We start from the raw sequence: 20,080 nt of genomic DNA, 5'->3' as shown, positions 1-20,080 counted from the left end.
TTATAGGTGGTAAAGTAATAAAATGATAATAGAAATAACGTACGAATGGGCACACGTCATTTTGTTGTAACCTAAACTCCAATATGATAACCGTCAACTGCAAAAATAGCCGCGGAACGGTAACCTTAGATGCTACAGATACCTTTAACCAATGATTTTTTTTAAAGTATTAAGGTTTTCTTATAAAAAAATAAGATGCGTTTACCCTCAAAAAAAATTAAAAAACTCGCCAAATGGAGCACAAATGACGAGTTTTTTGTTTAAATATATAGATTGCATTCCTTCCCTAAATTGAACAAATGCACCTCAAAACATAACCCTTTATAAAATGAGTATCGGGGGGGTTCCTAGTCTTCCATGGTTGATAAATCACCAGTGGGTAAATTTAATTCCCAGGCTTTTAATACTCTCCTCATAATTTTCCCACTACGAGTTTTAGGTAGCTTTTCTTTAAATTCAATTTCTCTAGGTGCAGCGTGGGCAGCAAGACCTTTCTTAACAAATAAACGAATTTCTTCTTTTAGTTCGTCTGTTGCTTCGTACCCTTGTCTTAAGGCAACAAATGCCTTGATGATTTCTCCACGAACAGGATCCGGCTTTCCAATGACCCCAGCTTCTGCTATCGCAGGATGCTCGAGTAGCTTGCTTTCCACTTCAAATGGCCCAACACGTTCCCCAGATGTCATGATTACATCATCAACACGCCCCTGGAACCAAAAATATCCTTCCTCATCCATATAGGCAGAATCACCAGATACATACCAATCGCCAGCCATGAAATAGGATTCAAACTTCTCTTGGTTATTCCAAATTGATTGCATCATGGATGGCCAGCCCTTTTTAATAGCCAAGTTCCCCATACGATTAGGTGGCAATTCATTTCCTTGGTCATCTACAATTGCTGCTTTTATCCCCGGTAATGGTTTTCCCATGGAACCGGGTTTAATTTGCATACTAGGATAGTTACAAATTAACTGAGCGCCCGTTTCTGTCATCCACCACGTATCATGAATTCTATGTTGAAACACCTTCATTCCCCAACGTATAACCTCAGGATTCAGTGGTTCTCCAACACTTAGAATATGACGTAAAGAGCGTAAATCATAGCCTCTAACAATCTCGTCGCCTGCCCCCATGAGCATACGGAACGCAGTTGGTGCACTATACCAAACGGTAACACCGAAATTCTCTATTGTTTCGTACCAAGCTTCTGGACTGAAGCGCCCACCAACTACTACGTTGGATGCTCCTACAAGCCAAGGACCAAATATCCCATAGGCTGTACCCGTTACCCAGCCTGGGTCTGCTGTACACCAATAAATATCTTCCTCTTTTAAATCTAGGACCCATTTTGCTGTTTGATAATGTTGAATCATTGCATTCTGAACATGTAAAACACCCTTTGGCTTACCCGTAGAACCAGACGTGTAATGCAAAATAAGTCCGTCTGTTCTCGTCAGCCACTCTATTTCTAAATGTTTACTAGCCTTTTTTAAGTGAGTGTTGAAATCTATGAATTTTCCTTGTTCACCTATGTTTTCTCCGACTAGCACTACATGTTTTAGGGCTGGTAAGTCATCTATTGGAATACGATCTAGAAGCTGCGGTGTTGTCACTATGACTTTCGCTTCACTATCAAGAAGACGATCCTTTACCGCCGACTCCATAAACGCTTCAAACAATGGGCCTACAACAGCCCCTATCTTAATAGCCCCTAACACGGTGAAATACAGTTCAGGTGAACGTGGCATGAAAACAAACACCCTGTCTCCCTTTTCTACATCAGCCGCTTGTCTTAAAACGTTTCCTGCCTTATTTGACCATTCCATCATTTCTTTATACGTATATTTTTCATAGCGAGAAGAGTCTTTATAGTATAAGGCAACCTTATTTTTCCTAGAAGTAAGCACGTGGCGATCGATTGCTTCATACGCCATATTCACTCTGCCAGTAGTGTTCCAAGTAAAATGCTTTTCTGACTCTTCCCAGGTGAACTGTTTACATGCCTCATCGTAGTCTTCTAGATTGTGATTCCCCTTGATTACAGGAAGCGCTTCCGTTTTCATTTCCCTTGTCCCCCTTTATGTATCTCTTTATAGGTTTATTATAGTATAAACTGGCGTTTTTCTCAATTTTTAAAAAATTTCACCTAACTCTTAGAATTAACTTTTTTTAAAGATGTAAACGCTTCATATATTTTATTTTCATGTATAATGGAAGATAGATTATAGAAATTGGCGGTGGTGAGATGTTTCATAAAAAAACATACAACGCAATGGAACTAAAAACACGACATGGTCATTTAATTATAGAAGGACCTATTTCCGTTGAAAATATAACATCCTATGAATTCCATCCAGACTTGACCTCATTTCGCTTACCCGAGCAGCAGCATAAAGCACTGATTGGAATAGCTGGTTTGCCAGAGGGAAGAATCATTGTGGCTAGAGACCGTCATACCATAGTTGGGTATGTTACATATGTATATCCTGACCCATTAGAACGTTGGTCAGAAGGCAATATGAAAGACTTAATTGAACTAGGAGCCATTGAAGTAATCCCTAAATACAGAGGAATGGCTGTTGGTAAAAACCTACTTAAAGTGTCGATGATGGATGATGCTATGAATGATTATTTAGTCATTACAACAGAATATTACTGGCACTGGGACTTAAAAGGTACAGGATTAAATGTATGGGAATATCGAAAAGTCATGGAAAAAATGATGAATGCCGGTGGACTGATATGGTTTGCAACTGATGATCCAGAAATCAGCTCTCATCCTGCCAATTGCTTGATGGTTCGGATTGGGGATAGAGTCAGCAGTGATTCAATTCAGCAGTTCGACCGACTGAGATTCCGACATCGTTTTATGTATTAGTTGAATGAAGGTTCTTACTGTAAATAGTAGTTTTTTTAAGGAGGGAACTCTAAATGGTGATTGAAGAAATTATGAAAAAGAATGTCATCACTTTATCTCCTACTGATTCGTTGGGGCGAGCAAAATTGCTCATGTATGAGAATGGGATACGACATTTACCAGTTGTAGACATGAACCAATTGGTAATCGGACTCGTTACTCGCTCAGATATCTATAATCATTTTTTAGCTAGTGGTGATGAAAATAGAACCGTAATACAGGATGTAATGAACAAAAATGTCATTACAGGCCATCCTTTAGATTTTGTAGAAGAAGCTTCTGCTATTTTCTATGAGCATAAGATCGGCTGTCTCCCAATCGTGGACGGCGAAAGATTAGTCGGAATTATCACTGAAACAGATATGCTACATACGTTTGTTCAATTAACCGGTGCCCATCAGCCTGGTTCACAAATCGAGATTCGTGTCCCAAATATAGCTGGAATGCTATCAGAGGTAGCTTCAGTTATTAAAGAACGGAGTGTAAATATTTTAAGTGTATTAGTCTACCCTTCAAAGGATGAATCTCATAAAACACTCGTGTTCCGTGTCCAGACTATGAATCCCCTACCTTTAATACACGATCTTAAAACAAAGAAATATGATGTCCTTTGGCCAAGGGTACCAGGTGCTATCAATGAAGAATGAGGCTGTTTTTATTTACTCAGACGATGTCCAAGAGTATAAGTTCAACGAGAATCATCCTTTTAATCAAGTGCGAGTTACTCTTACAAAGGAACTCCTTCAATCAGTCAATATGCTTCCTTCTTCTCGAATGAAAGAATCAAGAATTGCGACTGATGAAGAGCTCGCTCTTTTTCACGATGTAGATTACATTCAAGCTTTAAAGGATGCAAGTAACGGCATTCTAGCTCCTGAAAAATCAGCATCTTATGGGATTGGGACTGAAGATACACCTATTTTCCCAAACATGCATGTAGCAAGTGCCCGTCTTGTGGGAGGTACTTTAGCTGCTGTTGACGCAGTCATGTCAGGCCAATTTGAGCATGCCCTTCATTTAGGTGGTGGCTTACACCACGGTTTTAGGGGTAAAGCATCTGGTTTTTGCGTATACAATGATATCGCAGTAGCTATTAAATATATGCAAAAGAAGTATCAGCTAAAGGTTTTATATGTTGATACAGATGCCCACCATGGGGACGGAGTACAATATGCGTTTTATGATGATCCCACTGTCTGCACTCTATCAATTCATGAAACGGGTAGGTATTTGTTCCCTGGGACAGGCAGTGTGTATGAAAGAGGTTATGGTGAAGGGTATGGCTATGCATTTAACGTCCCGCTTGATGCGTTCACCGAGGATGATTCTTTTTTACATGCCTATGAAAAGGCTTTGGTCGAAATTGCTGAGTTTTTCAAGCCAGATATTATTATTACCCAGAACGGTGCTGATGCCCACCACCTTGATCCTCTGACTCATTTATCCTGTTCAATGAAGATCTATGAATCTATTCCGAGACTTGCTCACAAGATTGCTCATCAATATTGTAAAGGGAGATGGATTGCAGTAGGTGGTGGTGGCTATGACTTATGGCGAGTGGTGCCACGTGCATGGGGAATGGTATGGCTTGAAATGATTGAGCAGTCAAGAGTATATTCTGAGGAGATACCGGAGCAATGGAAGCAAGCATGGCAAGAGAAAGCATCAACTCCACTACCTAGTACTTGGTTTGACGCTCCAGATTTAGTCGAACCGATTCCGAGAAGAGCAGAAATTACGGAGAAAAACAGGCTAACTGTAAAAAAGGCATTGAATCCGATAAAATCAGATTAACGCTCTAAATAGTATTGAACAAGTAGGCAAGGATCTTCAAATTGAAGGTCTTTTTCTTTTTCAACATAGTAGATTAGTTTCGTTCACAAAAAGGAGGGTGAAGTTTTTAGCATGTTATTTGGATATATTGGATATATACAGGTAATCGCTGATATAATCAGATAATCGCCGATATATTTCAATAATCGCTGATATAATCAGATAATCGCCGATATATTTCAATAATCACTTATACAATAGAAGTAATTACCTATAAATGGATATTATACAATACTTTTCTTTCATTCTTCAGTGAAAACGCCGATTTCAGGATAGAACAACCTAAATAAAGGCTCCTAATCTTACGATTAAGAGCCTTTTTACACTATTTAGTAGAATTCCGATACTCAATCCGATGTGGCAAGACCACAATATGATCCTCTACCTTTTCTTTATTCATTAATTTTGTCAATAATCTCATTGCCACCGCTCCAATATCATACATTGGTTGAACAACAGTCGTTAGCTGAGGGCGAACCATCGTTGCGAGTCGTGTATTATCAAATCCGATGATCTCTAGGTCGTTAGGGATAGACTTCCCTGCATCCTGTGCACCATGAATGACACCAAGCGCCATTTCATCTGTCGCAACAAACACGGCAGAAGGAAGTTTAGGTAATTCACTCAATTTTTCATAAGCCTCTATGCCAGAATCATAAGAATAATCACCTTCTACTACAAACTCTTCGCAATATTCAATTCCCTTACTTGTCAGCGCCTTACGATACCCCTCTAGCTTTTCCTCTAGATTGATTAAATCATGAAGAGGTCCAGACACGAAGGCCACTTCCGTATGACCTTTTTCAAGTAATCCAATTACTGCGTCAAATGCTGCCTGTTTATAATCAATATTGACTGTTGGTATTTGTTGACTTCTTTCTATTGTTGCAGCTAACACGATAGGAACCGGGGATTTTTTAAATTCCTCAACATGTGCTTCTGTAATATTGCCACCCATAAAAACAATTCCATCTACTTGTTTACCAAGCATCGTGTTGAGTAAATGAAATTCCTTTTCTTTGTTTTGATCAGAATTACTTAAGATAATGTTGTATTTGTACATTGTGGCTATATCATCAATCCCACGAGCTAATTCTGCAAAAAAGATACTCGCGATATCAGGGATAATCACACCAACTGTTGTTGTTTTTTTACTGGCAAGTCCTCGTGCAACAGCATTTGGACGATATCCTAATCGATCAATGGCTTCTGAAACCTTTTTTCTAGTTGACGGTTTAACATTTGGATTTCCGTTCACTACTCGTGACACTGTAGCCATGGAAACGTTTGCCTCTCTTGCGACATCATATATCGTAATGGTCAAGATGCTTCCTCCTTCTTTAGAACAAATTCCCCTTTTATATGTCAGTTAAAACCTTAATATGTAGAGTTTTGTATGTTTTTAATGATACGATACTGGTCAAGCATCCGCAACGCATTTACATACTTTTTACTAAGTTTTCCCTATACAATTCACAAAATAGTAGCAGCAACTACAAAAAACCTTCCACTCGGATATATGTGGAAGGTTTTTTTACTATGCTTTTGTTTTTACTCCATGAAAAGCCTGCAACTCATTTAAGAAATGGTTAAACTGATCAATGTCCATTTGCTGAGCAGAATCCGATAGAGCAACTGCCGGGTCTGGATGTACCTCTGCCATAACTCCATCTGCACCGATAGCGAGAGCTGCTTTGGCAGCAGGAAGTAATAAGTCACGTCTACCCGTTGAGTGAGTTACATCAACGAAAACAGGTAAGTGCGTTTCTTGCTTTAAAATAGGAACCGCAGAGATATCAAGTGTATTACGGGTCGCTCTCTCATACGTTCGAATTCCTCGTTCACAAAGGATAATTTGACCGTTACCTTTTGAGATAATATATTCTGCTGCATTAATAAACTCTTCAATAGTTGCTGCTATTCCTCTTTTTAGAAGCACAGGCTTATTAACAGATCCAACGGCTTTTAGTAATTCAAAGTTTTGCATATTACGTGCACCAATTTGAATAACATCAATATAATCTAGTGCCTCTTCAATATCATTAGGATTCGTAATTTCACTAATGACAGCTAAGTCATACTCTGTCGCAACCCTCTTTAAAATTTTCAAGCCCTCTATACCTAGACCTTGGAAATCATATGGAGAGGTCCTAGGTTTAAATGCTCCACCTCTTAGTAGCTTTAAGCCGCGACTCTTCACAGCCTCTGCTACTTTAGCTGTTTGCTCGTAACTCTCAACAGCACAAGGACCGAAAATAAAGTGAGCATTTCCGTCTCCTATTAATTCACCTTTAACGTTAACGATTGTATTTTCAGGCTTTTTCTTTCTAGAAACTAATAGTGCTTTACTGTGATCATTCTCTTGAAGCTCAAGACCTGCCTTAAAAATTTCCTTAAATAAGTGTTGTAACGTAGACGTTTCGAAAGGACCTTCATTTTGTTTGGCAATCATGTCAAGCATATATCTCTCACGAACAGGATCAAAGCGGTTTACACCCTGGGTTTCTTTTACTTTACCAATATCTTTTACAATTTGGGCACGCTCATTTAAAAGGGATAATAGCTTTACATTTACATCATCCAACTGTGATCTCAATGTTCCTAGCTCGGCATTACTCATCTCTCTCATTCCTCTCTATTTGTTTAACAAATCTTTAAAGTATGGTACATTTCTAGTAATTAGTGTTTATTATAAACGATATAAAATTGGATGTCACGATTTTTTACTTCAGTAGTTAAACGCTTTTAAGTGATAAAGCATATTGTGCATTTTTGATAAAGAAGGTGAAGCATCATGCAAGATCAATCTACAATCTTCGCACTCGATATTGGGACGAGGTCTGTTGTTGGACTCATAATTAAAGTAGTGGATGGTATGTATCAAGTTATTGATATTCTTTCCATTGAACATTCAGAACGTTCAATGGTTGATGGACAAATTCATGATGTTCTTTTAGTATCCAAAGTAATCACTGAAATAAAAACTCAGCTTGAAGCAAAGCATGGGACCTTACAAAAAGTTTGTGTAGCAGCAGCTGGCCGTGCATTAAAGACCGAAAAGGCAAAGGTTACAATAGATATTAAACAAAAACCGATGATCTTTAAGGAGGATATTCTTCACTTAGAATTGAGTGCTGTCCAACAAGCACAATTTGCTCTTGCGACTAAACATGATGAAGAACATAGTCATCACTATTATTGTGTCGGTTATTCGGTTATGCATTACCAACTAGACGGTGAAGAAATAGGGAATTTAATGGATCAGCAAGGCGGACAGGCCTCTGTAGAGATTATCGCAACTTTTTTGCCTAGACTTGTTGTTGAATCCTTACTTGCAGCTCTTCAGCGTTCAGGGCTAGAAATGGAGGCCTTGACTCTAGAGCCAATTGCAGCAATCAATGTCCTCATCCCTCCTTCTATGAGACGATTAAACGTCGCACTTGTTGATATTGGGGCAGGGACCTCTGATATTGCCATTACCGATGAAGGGACAGTTGTCGCTTATGGAATGGTTCCTGTAGCTGGTGATGAGATCACAGAGGCGATAAGTGATGAATACTTACTAGACTTTCCTCTTGCTGAAATAGCCAAAAGAGATTTACATACACAGGAATCAATCACCATTCAAGACATTCTTGGTTTTGAAAGTAAAATTTCCAAAGAAACAGTTATCCATCAAATTTCAGACAGTATTAATCTACTTGCCAATTCTATCTGTCAAGAGATCCTTCGACTTAACAAAAAGCCACCTAAAGCTGTTATGTTAGTTGGGGGTGGGAGTTTAACTCCTGAGCTCCCAAAACGAATTGCAAATATGTTAGAGCTCCCTGAAAATCGAGTGGCCATTAGAGGGATTGATGCGATCCAAAACCTACAGCTGCCCGAGCATTTTCAAAAAGGGCCTGAGCTTGTAACTCCGATTGGAATAGCCATTGCCGCTAATCGAAGTCCCGTTCAATATTTAACGGTCTATGTAAACGAGAGACCTATTCGATTATTTGATATGAAGCAACTAACTGTCGGAGATTCCTTGCTCGCTTCTGGTATTAAATTAAATAAATTATATGGTAGACCTGGTTTGGCGATTATGATTAAGGTAAACGACCAGGACTATACGTTACCAGGGAACCATGGACTCACTCCAAAGCTTTTAAAGAACGGAGAACCGTGTACGCTTGATGAGGTGGTTCATAATGGGGATCGAGTGTTTGTAGAAAAAGGAACAGACGGGCTTCCACCGATCGTAAAAATAAATGAATTGCTGGATGAAGCACCTGTAAAGAACGTGACTATAAACGGGACAGACTTAGAAGTAAGAGCCACTATATTAAGAAATAATTCAGTGGTTTCAGGTGAAGAAGTTTTATTGGATCATGACTGTATTACCTATCATTTTCCTGAAACCATTGAACAATTACTACTTGAGGTTAAACGAGAGAAGCTTTTACAAGTGATAAAACCATTTCAGTTTCAATTAAATGGGAGATCCATTTCACTTTCTCATTGTAGTGGTAGAATTTTAAAGAACGGAGCTGAGGTACAAGTTAGCTCCTCCTTTGAAAATGGAGACCAAATTACGACTATAGACCCTAATAACCCAACAGTGCAGGAGTTGGCTATTCATCTACAAATTTCACTACATGATTCTATCCCTATCTTTTTCAGAAGGGAAAAAATACTTTTGACCCGAAGTCACGTGGAATTTGTTAGGAACGGTGAAACCTTACAAGAGTCTATGAAAATTGAGCATGGGGATTCTCTTCAAACGATCGAGAAAAAAGTGGAACCATTTATCTTTCAGGATTTGTTTAGATTTATTGATTTAACCATTCCAACAACTGGGATCAAAGGGTTTAAGTTGCTGCGAAACGAAGAAGCAGTTACCTTCCATGAGCCGCTAGTTACGGGTGATAAATTAGATGTAGTGTTTGACCGTTAAAAGTACCGAAAAAACCTACTTCATATAGTGGGTTTTTTCCTTTTTCTCCACTTCACTATGACTTTGTTTGTATCCATGGCATCAAATTTGGCTTGTTCTATTATCTTTATATAGAAACTCGGAAATTAAATAGCTAAATCTGAGTCTTATGGGGGGATGAAAGCTGGATTCTTGAGAGACAATTGGAATTTTCAAAGTTACTATCATAAAAGTAGCACATGATGTTTTTTTAAAAATTGTATTTTATTATGATAGTGGTGATTTAATAATTAGGTTAAAGCTTGAAAAGTTTAGTTTCTCTACTACTTTAATCCACTCATCATAATGCTTTACACATGCCGATGATATAACTTCAAATATTCCAATGTCTAGAACTACGACCCTTGAATCCTTTAAACGATAACAACTTTGACATTTGATACAACGCTCGACTCCAGTTCGTAAAGTATAACGCTTGTACCATTCCTTACTCTCACGTATCACTCGTGTAATTAGACGACGGCTATCCTTAGTCACTGTAAAAAAGTTCGAACATATGTAGAATCAGAACTCAGATTTGGACACTCCCATTTACCAACTACAGCTAGACAACTACATTTCCTACGATAAGTTTTCTGATTAAACCCCCAATGGATCATCTGGCGCCCAGTGGGACAGATGATCTATTAAAACTAAATTCCATTTCTTTATGGTGAAATTGTTTTGACCGCCTTGAAGTTAGATCAATGATGGCAGAGACATCATTGATCTAACATTTCATAGATGGGAGTGGCGTCAAAGGGCTGAATCTAGTATACATTCACCAATCTTCCAATTTTTGTACCAATGCTGTAGATCATGAAATGTACTAACAAACAGGACGGAGTCATGTTTACTAGCTCGATACATCCTTGGATAAATCGGCAAATCACAAGGGCTATCTATGGCAGTAACATGAAAAGACTTCGGCCATAATAGTACTTTTCTCGGGAACTGTCCCTCCTTTAGCCCGCATCTGGATATCAGCGAATTGGCGGTGTCTACCTAATTTCCTATTTAGAGGATACACTTTCAACACCTCTTGAAGAGATAATAGGCAAATATTTTATACATAAGGAACACTCTTCCCACCATTATTTATCCAAACTGCTAAAGAAATAATAGTATAAAGGAAAAAAATTATACGTGTCTATTGATAGTGGTTTGAGATTTATAGAGTTTTCAGAGCTCTTATCTCATGATGTATTGTTAACTGAGGTACGAGGTACATATCAAGACTCAAATAATAATCAAGTTAGTTTCGGATTCTTAAATCCAGAAAAACTTCAAACACAGGAATTTATTTCTAGTTTTGAAAATGAAATAGTCAACCGAGTTGAGGAACTTAACCAGCAACACAATACAGCTTTCTCTATTGAAACTTTAACTATAGAATTATTTATCTTTGAAGACGAAAAAGAGAAAATTGATAGATATGAAAATGAGCTGAAGTCTAAGAAAAAAGATCTCAAGTTAAAAAAGTTAATAAAAAGGAAAGACAAGAATTACTTAATGTACTTAAGGAGTAAAAAGAGAAGGCCAATAAGGAAAGAAAAGAGAATCTTCAACAAGAGTATACTGTTGAGCCAGTTGTAGAATCTTCATTAACAAAAGAAGAATTCGAAGAGCAGGAGAAAAAAGAGTTGGAAAAAGTTATAACTGCTGCAGCTGTTGGTGGTGGTAATTATAATTCAGGGCAATGTAATCCAACTGCAACGAATCCTAAATGTGGTGATGGTCAAGATCGTTTAAAACAAGCATATCGTTTTAATGGTTCTGATAGTGTTTATAGCTGGTTACCGTATTATACTACTGCTAAAACAAAAATGCTTAGTAATACTTCCATATCTACCACAAGAGAGGTTTCTGTTAACTTCAAGTGGAATTCTGCTGCATTATCTAACCTTAATATTGATGCAAATGAAGCCATAGAAGCAGAAGTACTTTTTAACAATTATGGTCCATCTACTGGAATACCAGCTAATGGTAAGGGTTTCATGACAGCGGAACCATATTACTGGGATACAAAGACTACAATTCTATGTTTAGATACAAGCAAGAATATATTGAAGCTTATACAGGAAACAGTTATAGTACTGGTTACCTAGGTACAGGAGACTATCAAGTTTATAGATTAACTGTTGATTCTGCAGCATACTACAATATAAAAACTTTAAAATATGGGACGACATCAGCTGACACTTATCTTAAATTATATGATCATGACTTTAATCTTATTGCAAGTGATGATGACGGTGGAGATGAGGTATACTCATTAATTTCTTCAAAGTACTAAATAAAGGAAATTACTACGTAATAGTACATGGTTATAATTATAATTCAATGCAAGCTTACGTAAATATAACAAAGTAAGTAAAGTGATTTTGGTTACAGTTTATAGAAAACAGCTCCTATTTCTTTTTTTGAAATGGGAGCTGTTTTTATGAAACATTCTAAAATATAATCGCTATAATAGAATGTATATTAGGGTTAGAATTGTTATTTAATATATGCAGCTGAAAGTGAACGATACGTTATATTCCAATGTGATGCATTCCAGACGACTTGACCACCTCTAAACAATAAGGCTTGTGGAGATTCATGCTTGATCGAATAGGTTTCTGCCACATAGTTCGAAAGTGGACGATCGTCTTGCACAAATAAATAATACGTTGGAGTCTCCGGACTTTCCTCAACAAATTTTTCATATTCTTCAAAAGCCGAAGTGCTAATAGGGCAAGATAAGCTATGTTTGATAAGTAAGAATTCGCTCATTGTTTTGACAACTTGATTAAAGTCCTCAATTCTCGATACCCGAATTTTCATTATTTGGCCTCCAAGATTTTGAATAAATAAGGAGAAGCAGTCATGACACTTCACCTTTTGGAAGAATACCAATTATGATTTACTTTTTGAATCCTACCTCTTCCTTAATCTCCTCTTGAACCACTTCATTTGTCTTTACAGCATCCACTAAAAGTCCTTCGACTTCATCATTTCCTTCTTTTGCTAACTCCAGTGTATCTTCTTGTACACGATTCGTTTCCTCATCATTTTGGTCTGAAGATTGCTTGACCTTATCTACTAAGTGTGAAGACTGTTCTTGCACCACTTGAGAAAGGGCAGCTGATTTTTCTTTAGCATACTCTGCTAGCACAATACCTTTTTCAACAGCAGTATTTTTAAGCTCTGTTGATCTATTCTTTGCAGCCGTTGCTTTCTCGTTCAAGTCATTTCTTAATTCACTTCCTGTTTTAGGTGCTAAGAATAGAGCAACTAGTGCCCCGATTAATCCTCCAATAAGAGCTCCTGAAAAGAAACCTGATCCGTTTTTATTTTTTGCCATCATCTTCATCCTCCCTCATTTTCCCTTTTTAGTATTGTCGTATTTTGACCCGTTTTTTGATTCCTTTTCTGCTTCCATTTATCCCATACATCCATGGCTGCATTGCCCCATTGCAAGGCCTGTGTTACTTTTTCAGTATTTAATTCAGCCTTGTGAGTAATAGCCTGTGATACATTTCTAATTGATGTATTAAATCGTTGAACCGTTTCCCCTATTTCTTTAACAGCAAGCACAACTGTATTCAAGGATTCTGACTTTTGCTGAATATCATCTGCTAGCTTATTAGTTCTTGATAGAAGTTCAGTTGTCTCAGTCGTGATTCCTCTCATTTGTTTTTCGAGATCAGAAACAGTACCTGACATCTGGGTTATTGTTCCCTGAAGTGAGGTCAACGTCTTGGAAACATAAATCACTAAAATAAAAAAAGCAATTGCAATTATTAACGCACTAACATAAAGCAAATTAATCCACACGTAAAGGTTACCTCCTACTTTGTAACTAGTTGTCTTGTCTATTCTATCTTTACCCATCGAAAATATAATTGAAACATCTAATCTCAATATGTTTGAAGATAGAATCGACTACCTATATCCCTTCTATTACTAATAACATATTCCTGCTCGAATGTCATTTTTTTCATAAATATCTTTCCGATTGTCTTAAAAGCATTTTCAAAAGAAATCGGTTACAATATGATTGTAGGAAAGTTTTACATAGAGGAGAGATAAAATGAAAGATCCTAGAATTGATACACTTGCGAAAAATTTAATTAACTATTCATGTAAGCTACAAAAAGGTGAAAAGGTACTAATTGAGAACTTCGGATTACAAAAAGAGCTCGTAACCGCATTAGTAAAAGAAGCTTACGCGGCTGGCGGTTATCCATTTGTTTCAATCAAAGATCAAACCGTAGACCGTGCACTATTAATTGGTGCAAAAGAAGAGCAATATGAGATGATTGCTAAATTCGAAGCCAATGTTATGAGTGAAATGGATGCTTATATTGGACTTCGTGCTGGGGACAATATTTCTGAACAATCGGATGTACCAAGTGACCAAGTGGCTATACATGGCCGAACGATCGGACAAAAAGTGCATCGTGATATCCGTGTTCCTAAAACTAAATGGGTCGTGCTCAGATACCCAACTGAATCCATGGCACAGCTTGCTAAAATGAGTACAGAAGCGTTTGAGGATTTCTACTTTGACGTGTGTAATTTAGATTATGGAAAAATGAGCGAGGCAATGGATAGTCTTGTTACGATTATGAACAAGACAGACAAAGTTCGTATCACAGGACCTGGAACTGACCTATCTTTCTCCATAAAGGATATCCCTGCAATTAAATGTGCGGGGGAACTTAATATTCCAGACGGAGAAGTTTTTTCAGCACCTGTTAGAGACTCAGTGAACGGGGTTATTACTTATAACACACCTTCACCATACAACGGGTTTACGTTTGAAAATGTAAAGCTTACATTTAAGGATGGGAAGATTGTTGAAGCGACAGCAAATGATACTGAGCGTATCAATAAAATTTTCGACACAGACGAGGGAGCTCGTTATATCGGGGAATTTGCAATCGGAGTAAATCCGTATATCCTACAACCAATGCAAGATATTTTATTCGACGAAAAAATCGATGGAAGTTTTCACTTTACACCTGGTCAAGCATATGATGAGGCTTGGAATGGCAACAACTCAAACATTCACTGGGATATGGTGAACATCCAACGCCCTGAATATGGCGGGGGAGAAATCTACTTTGATGACGTATTAATTCGTAAGGATGGGCGATTTGTCATTCCTGAGTTAGAAGTGTTGAATCCTGAGAATTTAAAATAAGTAAGGGAAAGCGCAAGCGACTTGTTTTGACCAGGCATAGCAAATAACCAGAAGCAAAAAAGGGTGATCTTCCATTTTTATTTACTTCAGGTTATTTGACCTCGGGGGGGCTAGGCGCTGGAGCTAGACATAGACCCTGTTTGAAAATACTTATACTTTCTTATCTTTTTAAAAAGGCTTACAATCCACGGATTGTAAGCCTTTTATTAAACCTGTATATTTTCATACGCATTTTGGAATTTTTGAATATCTCCTGCTCCCATAAATATGAGAACCGCATTTTTATGTTGACTCAGAATTTCTACATGATCCTCTGAAATAATACTGGAATTTTCAATCTTTTCCTGAAGATGCCCAATAGTTAACTCACCTTGTTCTTCTCTTGCAGAACCAAAGATATCACACAGATATACTTTATCTGCGAGCTTTAAACTATCAGCAAATTCTTGTAAAAATGTTTGTGTTCTAGAAAAGGTGTGAGGCTGGAAGATAGCAATAATCTCTCGTGTTGGGTATTTTTGATGTGCTGCCTCTAATGTTACTTTTATTTCGGTCGGATGATGTGCATAATCGTCAATTAATGTCTGATTCCCAATCGTTTTCTCGGTAAAACGACGTTTCACACCTTTGTGGGTCTTCAATTGATCAGAAATGACCTCTGCTGGTATGTTTTCGTAGTGACATAGTGCAATGACAGCTAATGAATTTAGGACATTGTGGTCACCATAGGTAGGAATTTCAAAGGATGCATAGTACGTGTTACGAACAAACACATCAAACGATGTGCCCGAGGTTGATTTCACAACGTTTCTAGCTTGAAAATCATTGTGCTCTCCAAATCCATAAAACATCACTGGAACTTTAGCTTGGATCTTTTGTAAATACTCGTCATCCCCACAAGCAATAATTCCTTTTTGAACCTGTAAGGCTTTTTGCTGAAAGGCCTCAAATACATCATCTATATCTTCATAATAATCAGGATGATCAAAGTCAATGTTCGTCATGATGGCATAGTCAGGATAATACGATAAAAAGTGTCTGCGATATTCACATGCTTCAAACACGAAATATTCACTATTTAATGCTCCTTTTCCCGTTCCATCTCCAATTAAATAGGATGTTGGAAAAGAACCAGATATAACGTGGGCTAGTAAACCAGTTGTAGACGTCTTACCATGTGCTCCGGTAACGGCCACACTTGTGAATTTTTTCATGAATTCCCCGAGGAACTTATGATATCGTATGACTGGAATCTCTTTCCTACTAGCTTCAACTATTTCTTCATGTGTATCGGGAAACGCATTTCCTGCAATCACGGTCATAGGTGGTTGTATATTTTCACGGTTAAACGGTAGGATTTGAATTTCACGCTCTTCTAATGCTGCTTGTGTAAAAAAATATTTCTCAATGTCCGAACCTTGCACCTGGTAATTCATATCATGAAGAATTTGTGCTAAAGGACTCATTCCAGACCCTTTAATTCCTACAAAGTGGTAAACTGTCATATAAGAACCTCCAATATTGAATCAATGAGAGCGGTATAACTGTAAGACAGTATATGACGAACATCTAGTTTATGAGATTGTCCATTATCCGTGTCATGGTCGTATGTAAAAAATACATCCATATTATATCATTATTTTTCGTTTAAAACATCCACCCTAAAAGTAGCAAAAATTTAAATTAATTGCACATTCATTAAAAGTAATAAGCTCTAGAGGTAATTCAGATTTTCAAAAAATGAGGAAGATATTGAAAAAAGGGTAACCATCTTATTGGTACCCTTTCTAAATAATATATTTAAATTCTAACTAAAACTTTCAAAGTCGAGTTATAAGGTATAAGGTCCTACTAAAAGTAGCAAGAACAATATGTCCAGCCCAATAAAATTAAATATTTTACGGAGCATTCCCCATTCTTCATTATAACTCATTCTAGTAAAATAATAGGCAATCAAAGCTAAAATCAATGGAATTATAATAAAGCTACCTGGAAAGGTCAAATAATCTGGTGCAAAAGAATATACTGATTGATTAAACACTCTCTGACTAAACAATAATTGGGTTCCAACATATAAACCGATACTCGTCCATTCAACCCATTTGGTCCCTTTTTCTATTAGTTCACTATTTATAAAGCTAACAATAAGTAAAAAAATCGCAGGAACTATTATCCATAATAACCCTATGAATAGTAGTAGTAAACCTGTAAAGATCCCTGAAAGGCTATAGGACAATGAATTAATCCAATCATCGGAAGTAACCATCCTGCTTTTTTCAATAGTTTCTGGATTTGTTGAAGCTCCTTTAAGCGTGTAAATCTTTGCGGAATAATCTAGCCAAAGAATGGCACCATCGTGAAGGTAGACTGGTTGGACAGACACACCTGCACCAGTGTCTCTTCGGTTTGCTATCCATTTTTCATCTTTCTGAACAGATTCGTAAATATTTATAGCTCTCCGTTTTCCAATTGTAAAACCTTCAGAAGAAAATAGGATAGTTGGCTTGTTTTCTTTCAAGAACATGACAACAAATCTAGGTTTTCTTAATCTTTCATTTGATTTTTCATCATAAAATAGCATCTCTTCAAAATTAGCCTTTACAACGTCATTAACCATTGAGACTTTAGTGAAGTATGCCCGATAATTTAGTTTATGCTGTGCTGTACTGAAAGTGGTATACATTATACTTAGTTCATCGTTTTTCTCTATAAAACTAAACCCAGTTACCTCTTCAACTCCCGCCTCTGAAATTGTAGCTACTTCTGTTGGTTGATAGGATCCGTTTATTTTTTGAAATATTGTAACTCTTAAGTTAATTGATGCTCGATCTGATGTGACCAAGAAAGAAGATGTCTCGTTATTCAATATTACGTTATCTATTTTATAATTACTTTTGCCTAATGAGGTATTCTTTAACGTTTTTAAGTCAATTGAAAATAACTCGTCATTATCCCAATAAACAATATTTTTCTCGTTTGCAGCCATTCCTTCAACATCTTTAAATAGTAGTTTCTCTTTTTCACCATCAAAATATATAATCTCACTATTTCGATAAAAAATGATCTGTTCTCCTTTTGCCCAAAAGGGTGCTAATGCAGGAAGTTGAATAGGTATTTTTATTATGTTTTTAATTTCAAGTTTATCATCTACAATAAAATGTATGATTTTCTCTTTGTCGTGGTTATAAATGTGATATTCATTACCATCCTGGTATGTAAAAGAAGGACTCATTCCGACAGATTCAGGAAATGTTATCGATCTACTCCATCCGTTGCTAGGTAAGGATTTCTCAAGCTGGAGATTATGATATAGTGAGATCCCAATCAAGAATAGGCAAAAAGCAATGAGAAATGCTAATACTTTAATTTTTTTCATCAACAATCACCTCACTTATCAATGGGTAAACATAAAATAAATTAAAATTCCGCTCTACAAGAAGAAAAAAAGCTGGGAAAACTCAGCGTTTTTCTATCTATAAGGTAAGGTATATAAAGAAAATTCTATACCTATGTATCTATGCCCCTATTTTTTCTGTTGTTATAGTTCTACTATTCACCCTGTAGGGTCACTGCTCTTGTCTCATTTCTACAGTACATTCCGTGCCATACATCCTTTGGTACTACAAAGTGTGATCCTAATTTAACATCAAATTCTTCAACTGTTCCTTCATCATCCTTTAGAATAAAAACACCTTCTCCTTCGAGGACGAAAAAAATTTGATCACAATTATGTCGATGGAAAGTTGGTTCAGAATAAAAATCATATGGATAGACAGCTGCAGTCATATCTTCCGAATTTAAAGTAATGTGTTTTTCTTCATGTTCAAGCTTTAATCCCTTAATCAATTCCAATACATTTTGAGATTGTGAATTAAACTTACTCATTTCAAAAACCTTCACTTTTTTCTGAATTTTCCTTACAATTAGTAGTATAAGTGGATGGGCGTAAAATGTAAACGATTATTACGGAAAATAGGTAATTTTTACCATAATATTTAAATTTCTAATTCACTATTATTAAACTTTCAATCCACTTGTTCTAATCTTGGATTAGGTCTTAAACGACGCCCTGCCTTAGCTTCGGACTCATCATTTAATTCAACATTGTCTCCAGTAAAGCCCATAGTGATTCGGAGTAGGCTACTTCCGACACCATACATATCAACAGGAACCTGCTGTTCTTCGAATTCTTGTATACGCTCTTCATTGAATCCACCGCTAGCCACAATCTTTACATGTCCAAAGCCTTCTTGATCAAGTGCATTCCTTAAAGCAAAAATTAAAGGTGGGTTGACTCCTCTAGGATCGAATGTGCCAAGAACTTCAGGATTCCTAACAAAGTATTGGTCAATCATCGTTCTAGAAGTATCTATTCGGACTGCTTTTAACTTTTTTTCAAATTCATTTGCTACCTTAAGTGCATCTGTTATCACATCATTATTGTAATCAACTAAAACAATTAGCTCGTCTTCAGGAAACATTTCATGGTACGCCTTTGCTGCTGCTACAAGATCTCCATTAAACAATTGAATTAGGGCATGAGGCATTGTTCCCATACCTTTTTTACCCCACCATTCATTCATGGCATGTGTGGCCTGTGCTTGTGAACCTCCAATGTATGCCGCATATCCATCACCCGCTTGTTGAGTGAAATGGTCATCACGGTCTCCCATAAAGACAATGGGCTTTTGAATTCCACTAATGGCTGCAGCCTTCATGACGTTATAAACGTTGGTAGAAACGGAGGTGCGTCTTGCTAAAATTCCGTCAATCAGACCTTCTAAATACCCAAAGTTTTGGTAAGGTCCCTTAATGGTAAGTACCGTTTCAAATGGACTAATTTTGTCGCCATCCTTTAAGGAATAAATCTCTAGTTCCTCAGGATTGTCTGAGAACGATTTAATCAAGGCGATAACCTCATCTGTCCCACAGATAACGCCATGTTGCTTTTGAAAAAACTGCATGGTCACTATATTATCAGGCTTATATTTTTTTACAATCTCTTTCGTTTTAAGAAAATAAACAGCTGAAAACCAGCCGTCCTTAATTCGATCATCAAATTTAAATGTCCGGTTTGTCAGCCGCTTGATCTTTCCTTGTAGCTTTAATTCTATCTCTTTCATCTTAAGACCCCTATTCACCTTTAGACCATAGTCTAAACAATTGCCTACGTAAGTAC

The 20,080-nt window shown here is 37.1% G+C and carries 17 protein-coding genes; 7 read left to right on the top strand and 10 right to left on the bottom strand.

What is annotated here, in order from left to right; all coding sequences use genetic code 11:
• Window positions 1-347: 347 nt before the first annotated feature.
• On the bottom strand, window positions 348-2,066 hold the full coding sequence (gene acsA / locus ACOI1C_RS09060) for an acetate--CoA ligase (RefSeq protein WP_422510082.1): 1,719 nt from the start codon (window positions 2,064-2,066) through the stop codon (window positions 348-350).
• A 182-nt stretch (window positions 2,067-2,248) separates the two neighbouring features.
• Between acsA and ACOI1C_RS09055 the strand changes: the two genes are divergently transcribed.
• From ACOI1C_RS09055 to ACOI1C_RS09045, 3 genes are read left to right on the top strand one after another with little or no spacing between them, the layout of a single operon-like run.
• Window positions 2,249-2,881 (top strand): GNAT family N-acetyltransferase, encoded by a 633-nt coding sequence (locus ACOI1C_RS09055; protein WP_422510080.1) that lies wholly within the window; start codon window positions 2,249-2,251, stop codon window positions 2,879-2,881.
• 53 nt (window positions 2,882-2,934) lie between these two features.
• A complete protein-coding gene (locus ACOI1C_RS09050; RefSeq protein ID WP_422510078.1) occupies window positions 2,935-3,567 on the top strand; it encodes an acetoin utilization AcuB family protein in 633 nt (210 codons plus the stop codon).
• On the top strand, window positions 3,557-4,714 hold the full coding sequence (locus ACOI1C_RS09045; RefSeq protein WP_422510076.1) for an acetoin utilization protein AcuC: 1,158 nt from the start codon (window positions 3,557-3,559) through the stop codon (window positions 4,712-4,714). The genes ACOI1C_RS09050 and ACOI1C_RS09045 overlap by 11 nt, the downstream gene beginning before the upstream one ends.
• 364 nt (window positions 4,715-5,078) lie before the next feature.
• Here the strand turns inward: ACOI1C_RS09045 and ccpA are convergent, their stop codons facing one another.
• Together ccpA and ACOI1C_RS09035 are read right to left on the bottom strand one after the other, a co-directional pair.
• Window positions 5,079-6,080 carry a catabolite control protein A gene (gene ccpA / locus ACOI1C_RS09040; RefSeq protein ID WP_422510151.1) on the bottom strand — a complete coding sequence of 334 codons (1,002 nt, stop codon included), beginning with the start codon at window positions 6,078-6,080 and terminating at the stop codon, window positions 5,079-5,081.
• A gap of 210 nt (window positions 6,081-6,290) precedes the next feature.
• Window positions 6,291-7,373: a bifunctional 3-deoxy-7-phosphoheptulonate synthase/chorismate mutase gene (locus tag ACOI1C_RS09035; RefSeq protein ID WP_422510074.1), complete on the bottom strand. Its 1,083-nt coding sequence runs from the start codon at window positions 7,371-7,373 to the stop codon at window positions 6,291-6,293.
• Window positions 7,374-7,547: 174 nt separating this feature from the next.
• On the opposite strand from ACOI1C_RS09035, the gene pilM reads away from it, so the two are divergent.
• The 3 genes from pilM to ACOI1C_RS09020 all read left to right on the top strand — a co-directional run bounded on the left by pilM (window position 7,548) and on the right by ACOI1C_RS09020 (window position 11,818).
• Window positions 7,548-9,692, top strand: coding sequence for a pilus assembly protein PilM (pilM, locus tag ACOI1C_RS09030; RefSeq protein WP_422510072.1), 2,145 nt, complete (start codon window positions 7,548-7,550; stop codon window positions 9,690-9,692).
• Window positions 9,693-10,856: 1,164 nt separating this feature from the next.
• Window positions 10,857-11,306, top strand: coding sequence for a hypothetical protein (locus tag ACOI1C_RS09025; RefSeq protein ID WP_422510070.1), 450 nt, complete (start codon window positions 10,857-10,859; stop codon window positions 11,304-11,306).
• Window positions 11,307-11,353: 47 nt separating this feature from the next.
• Complete coding sequence (locus tag ACOI1C_RS09020; protein WP_422510069.1) at window positions 11,354-11,818, top strand: hypothetical protein; 465 nt, start codon at window positions 11,354-11,356, stop codon at window positions 11,816-11,818.
• Window positions 11,819-12,209: 391 nt separating this feature from the next.
• On the opposite strand, the gene ytxJ is transcribed toward ACOI1C_RS09020, so the two are convergent.
• The 3 genes from ytxJ to ACOI1C_RS09005 all read right to left on the bottom strand — a co-directional run bounded on the left by ytxJ (window position 12,210) and on the right by ACOI1C_RS09005 (window position 13,529).
• Window positions 12,210-12,536, bottom strand: coding sequence for a bacillithiol system redox-active protein YtxJ (gene ytxJ, locus ACOI1C_RS09015; RefSeq protein ID WP_422510067.1), 327 nt, complete (start codon window positions 12,534-12,536; stop codon window positions 12,210-12,212).
• A 79-nt stretch (window positions 12,537-12,615) separates the two neighbouring features.
• On the bottom strand, window positions 12,616-13,059 hold the full coding sequence (locus ACOI1C_RS09010) for a YtxH domain-containing protein (protein WP_422510065.1): 444 nt from the start codon (window positions 13,057-13,059) through the stop codon (window positions 12,616-12,618).
• Window positions 13,060-13,061: 2 nt separating this feature from the next.
• Window positions 13,062-13,529 (bottom strand): DUF948 domain-containing protein, encoded by a 468-nt coding sequence (locus tag ACOI1C_RS09005; RefSeq protein WP_422510064.1) that lies wholly within the window; start codon window positions 13,527-13,529, stop codon window positions 13,062-13,064.
• Window positions 13,530-13,785: 256 nt separating this feature from the next.
• Between ACOI1C_RS09005 and ACOI1C_RS09000 the strand changes: the two genes are divergently transcribed.
• Window positions 13,786-14,901 carry an aminopeptidase gene (locus ACOI1C_RS09000; RefSeq protein WP_422510062.1) on the top strand — a complete coding sequence of 372 codons (1,116 nt, stop codon included), beginning with the start codon at window positions 13,786-13,788 and terminating at the stop codon, window positions 14,899-14,901.
• Between the two features lie 206 nt (window positions 14,902-15,107).
• Here ACOI1C_RS09000 and murC read toward each other — a convergent pair whose 3' ends face one another.
• From murC to ACOI1C_RS08980, 4 genes are all read right to left on the bottom strand, one after another.
• On the bottom strand, window positions 15,108-16,406 hold the full coding sequence (murC, locus tag ACOI1C_RS08995; protein WP_422510061.1) for a UDP-N-acetylmuramate--L-alanine ligase: 1,299 nt from the start codon (window positions 16,404-16,406) through the stop codon (window positions 15,108-15,110).
• Window positions 16,407-16,732: 326 nt separating this feature from the next.
• On the bottom strand, window positions 16,733-18,277 hold the full coding sequence (locus tag ACOI1C_RS08990; RefSeq protein WP_422510059.1) for a hypothetical protein: 1,545 nt from the start codon (window positions 18,275-18,277) through the stop codon (window positions 16,733-16,735).
• 173 nt (window positions 18,278-18,450) lie between these two features.
• Window positions 18,451-18,786 (bottom strand): cupin domain-containing protein, encoded by a 336-nt coding sequence (locus tag ACOI1C_RS08985; RefSeq protein WP_422510057.1) that lies wholly within the window; start codon window positions 18,784-18,786, stop codon window positions 18,451-18,453.
• A gap of 140 nt (window positions 18,787-18,926) precedes the next feature.
• Window positions 18,927-20,024, bottom strand: coding sequence for a nicotinate phosphoribosyltransferase (locus ACOI1C_RS08980; protein WP_422510056.1), 1,098 nt, complete (start codon window positions 20,022-20,024; stop codon window positions 18,927-18,929).
• Window positions 20,025-20,080 lie beyond the last annotated feature (56 nt).

Source organism: Bacillus sp. DJP31, from assembly GCF_049310945.1.
GTDB lineage: Bacteria > Bacillota > Bacilli > Bacillales > SA4 > Bacillus_BS.
This window is presented reverse-complemented; position numbering and strand designations above follow the sequence as displayed.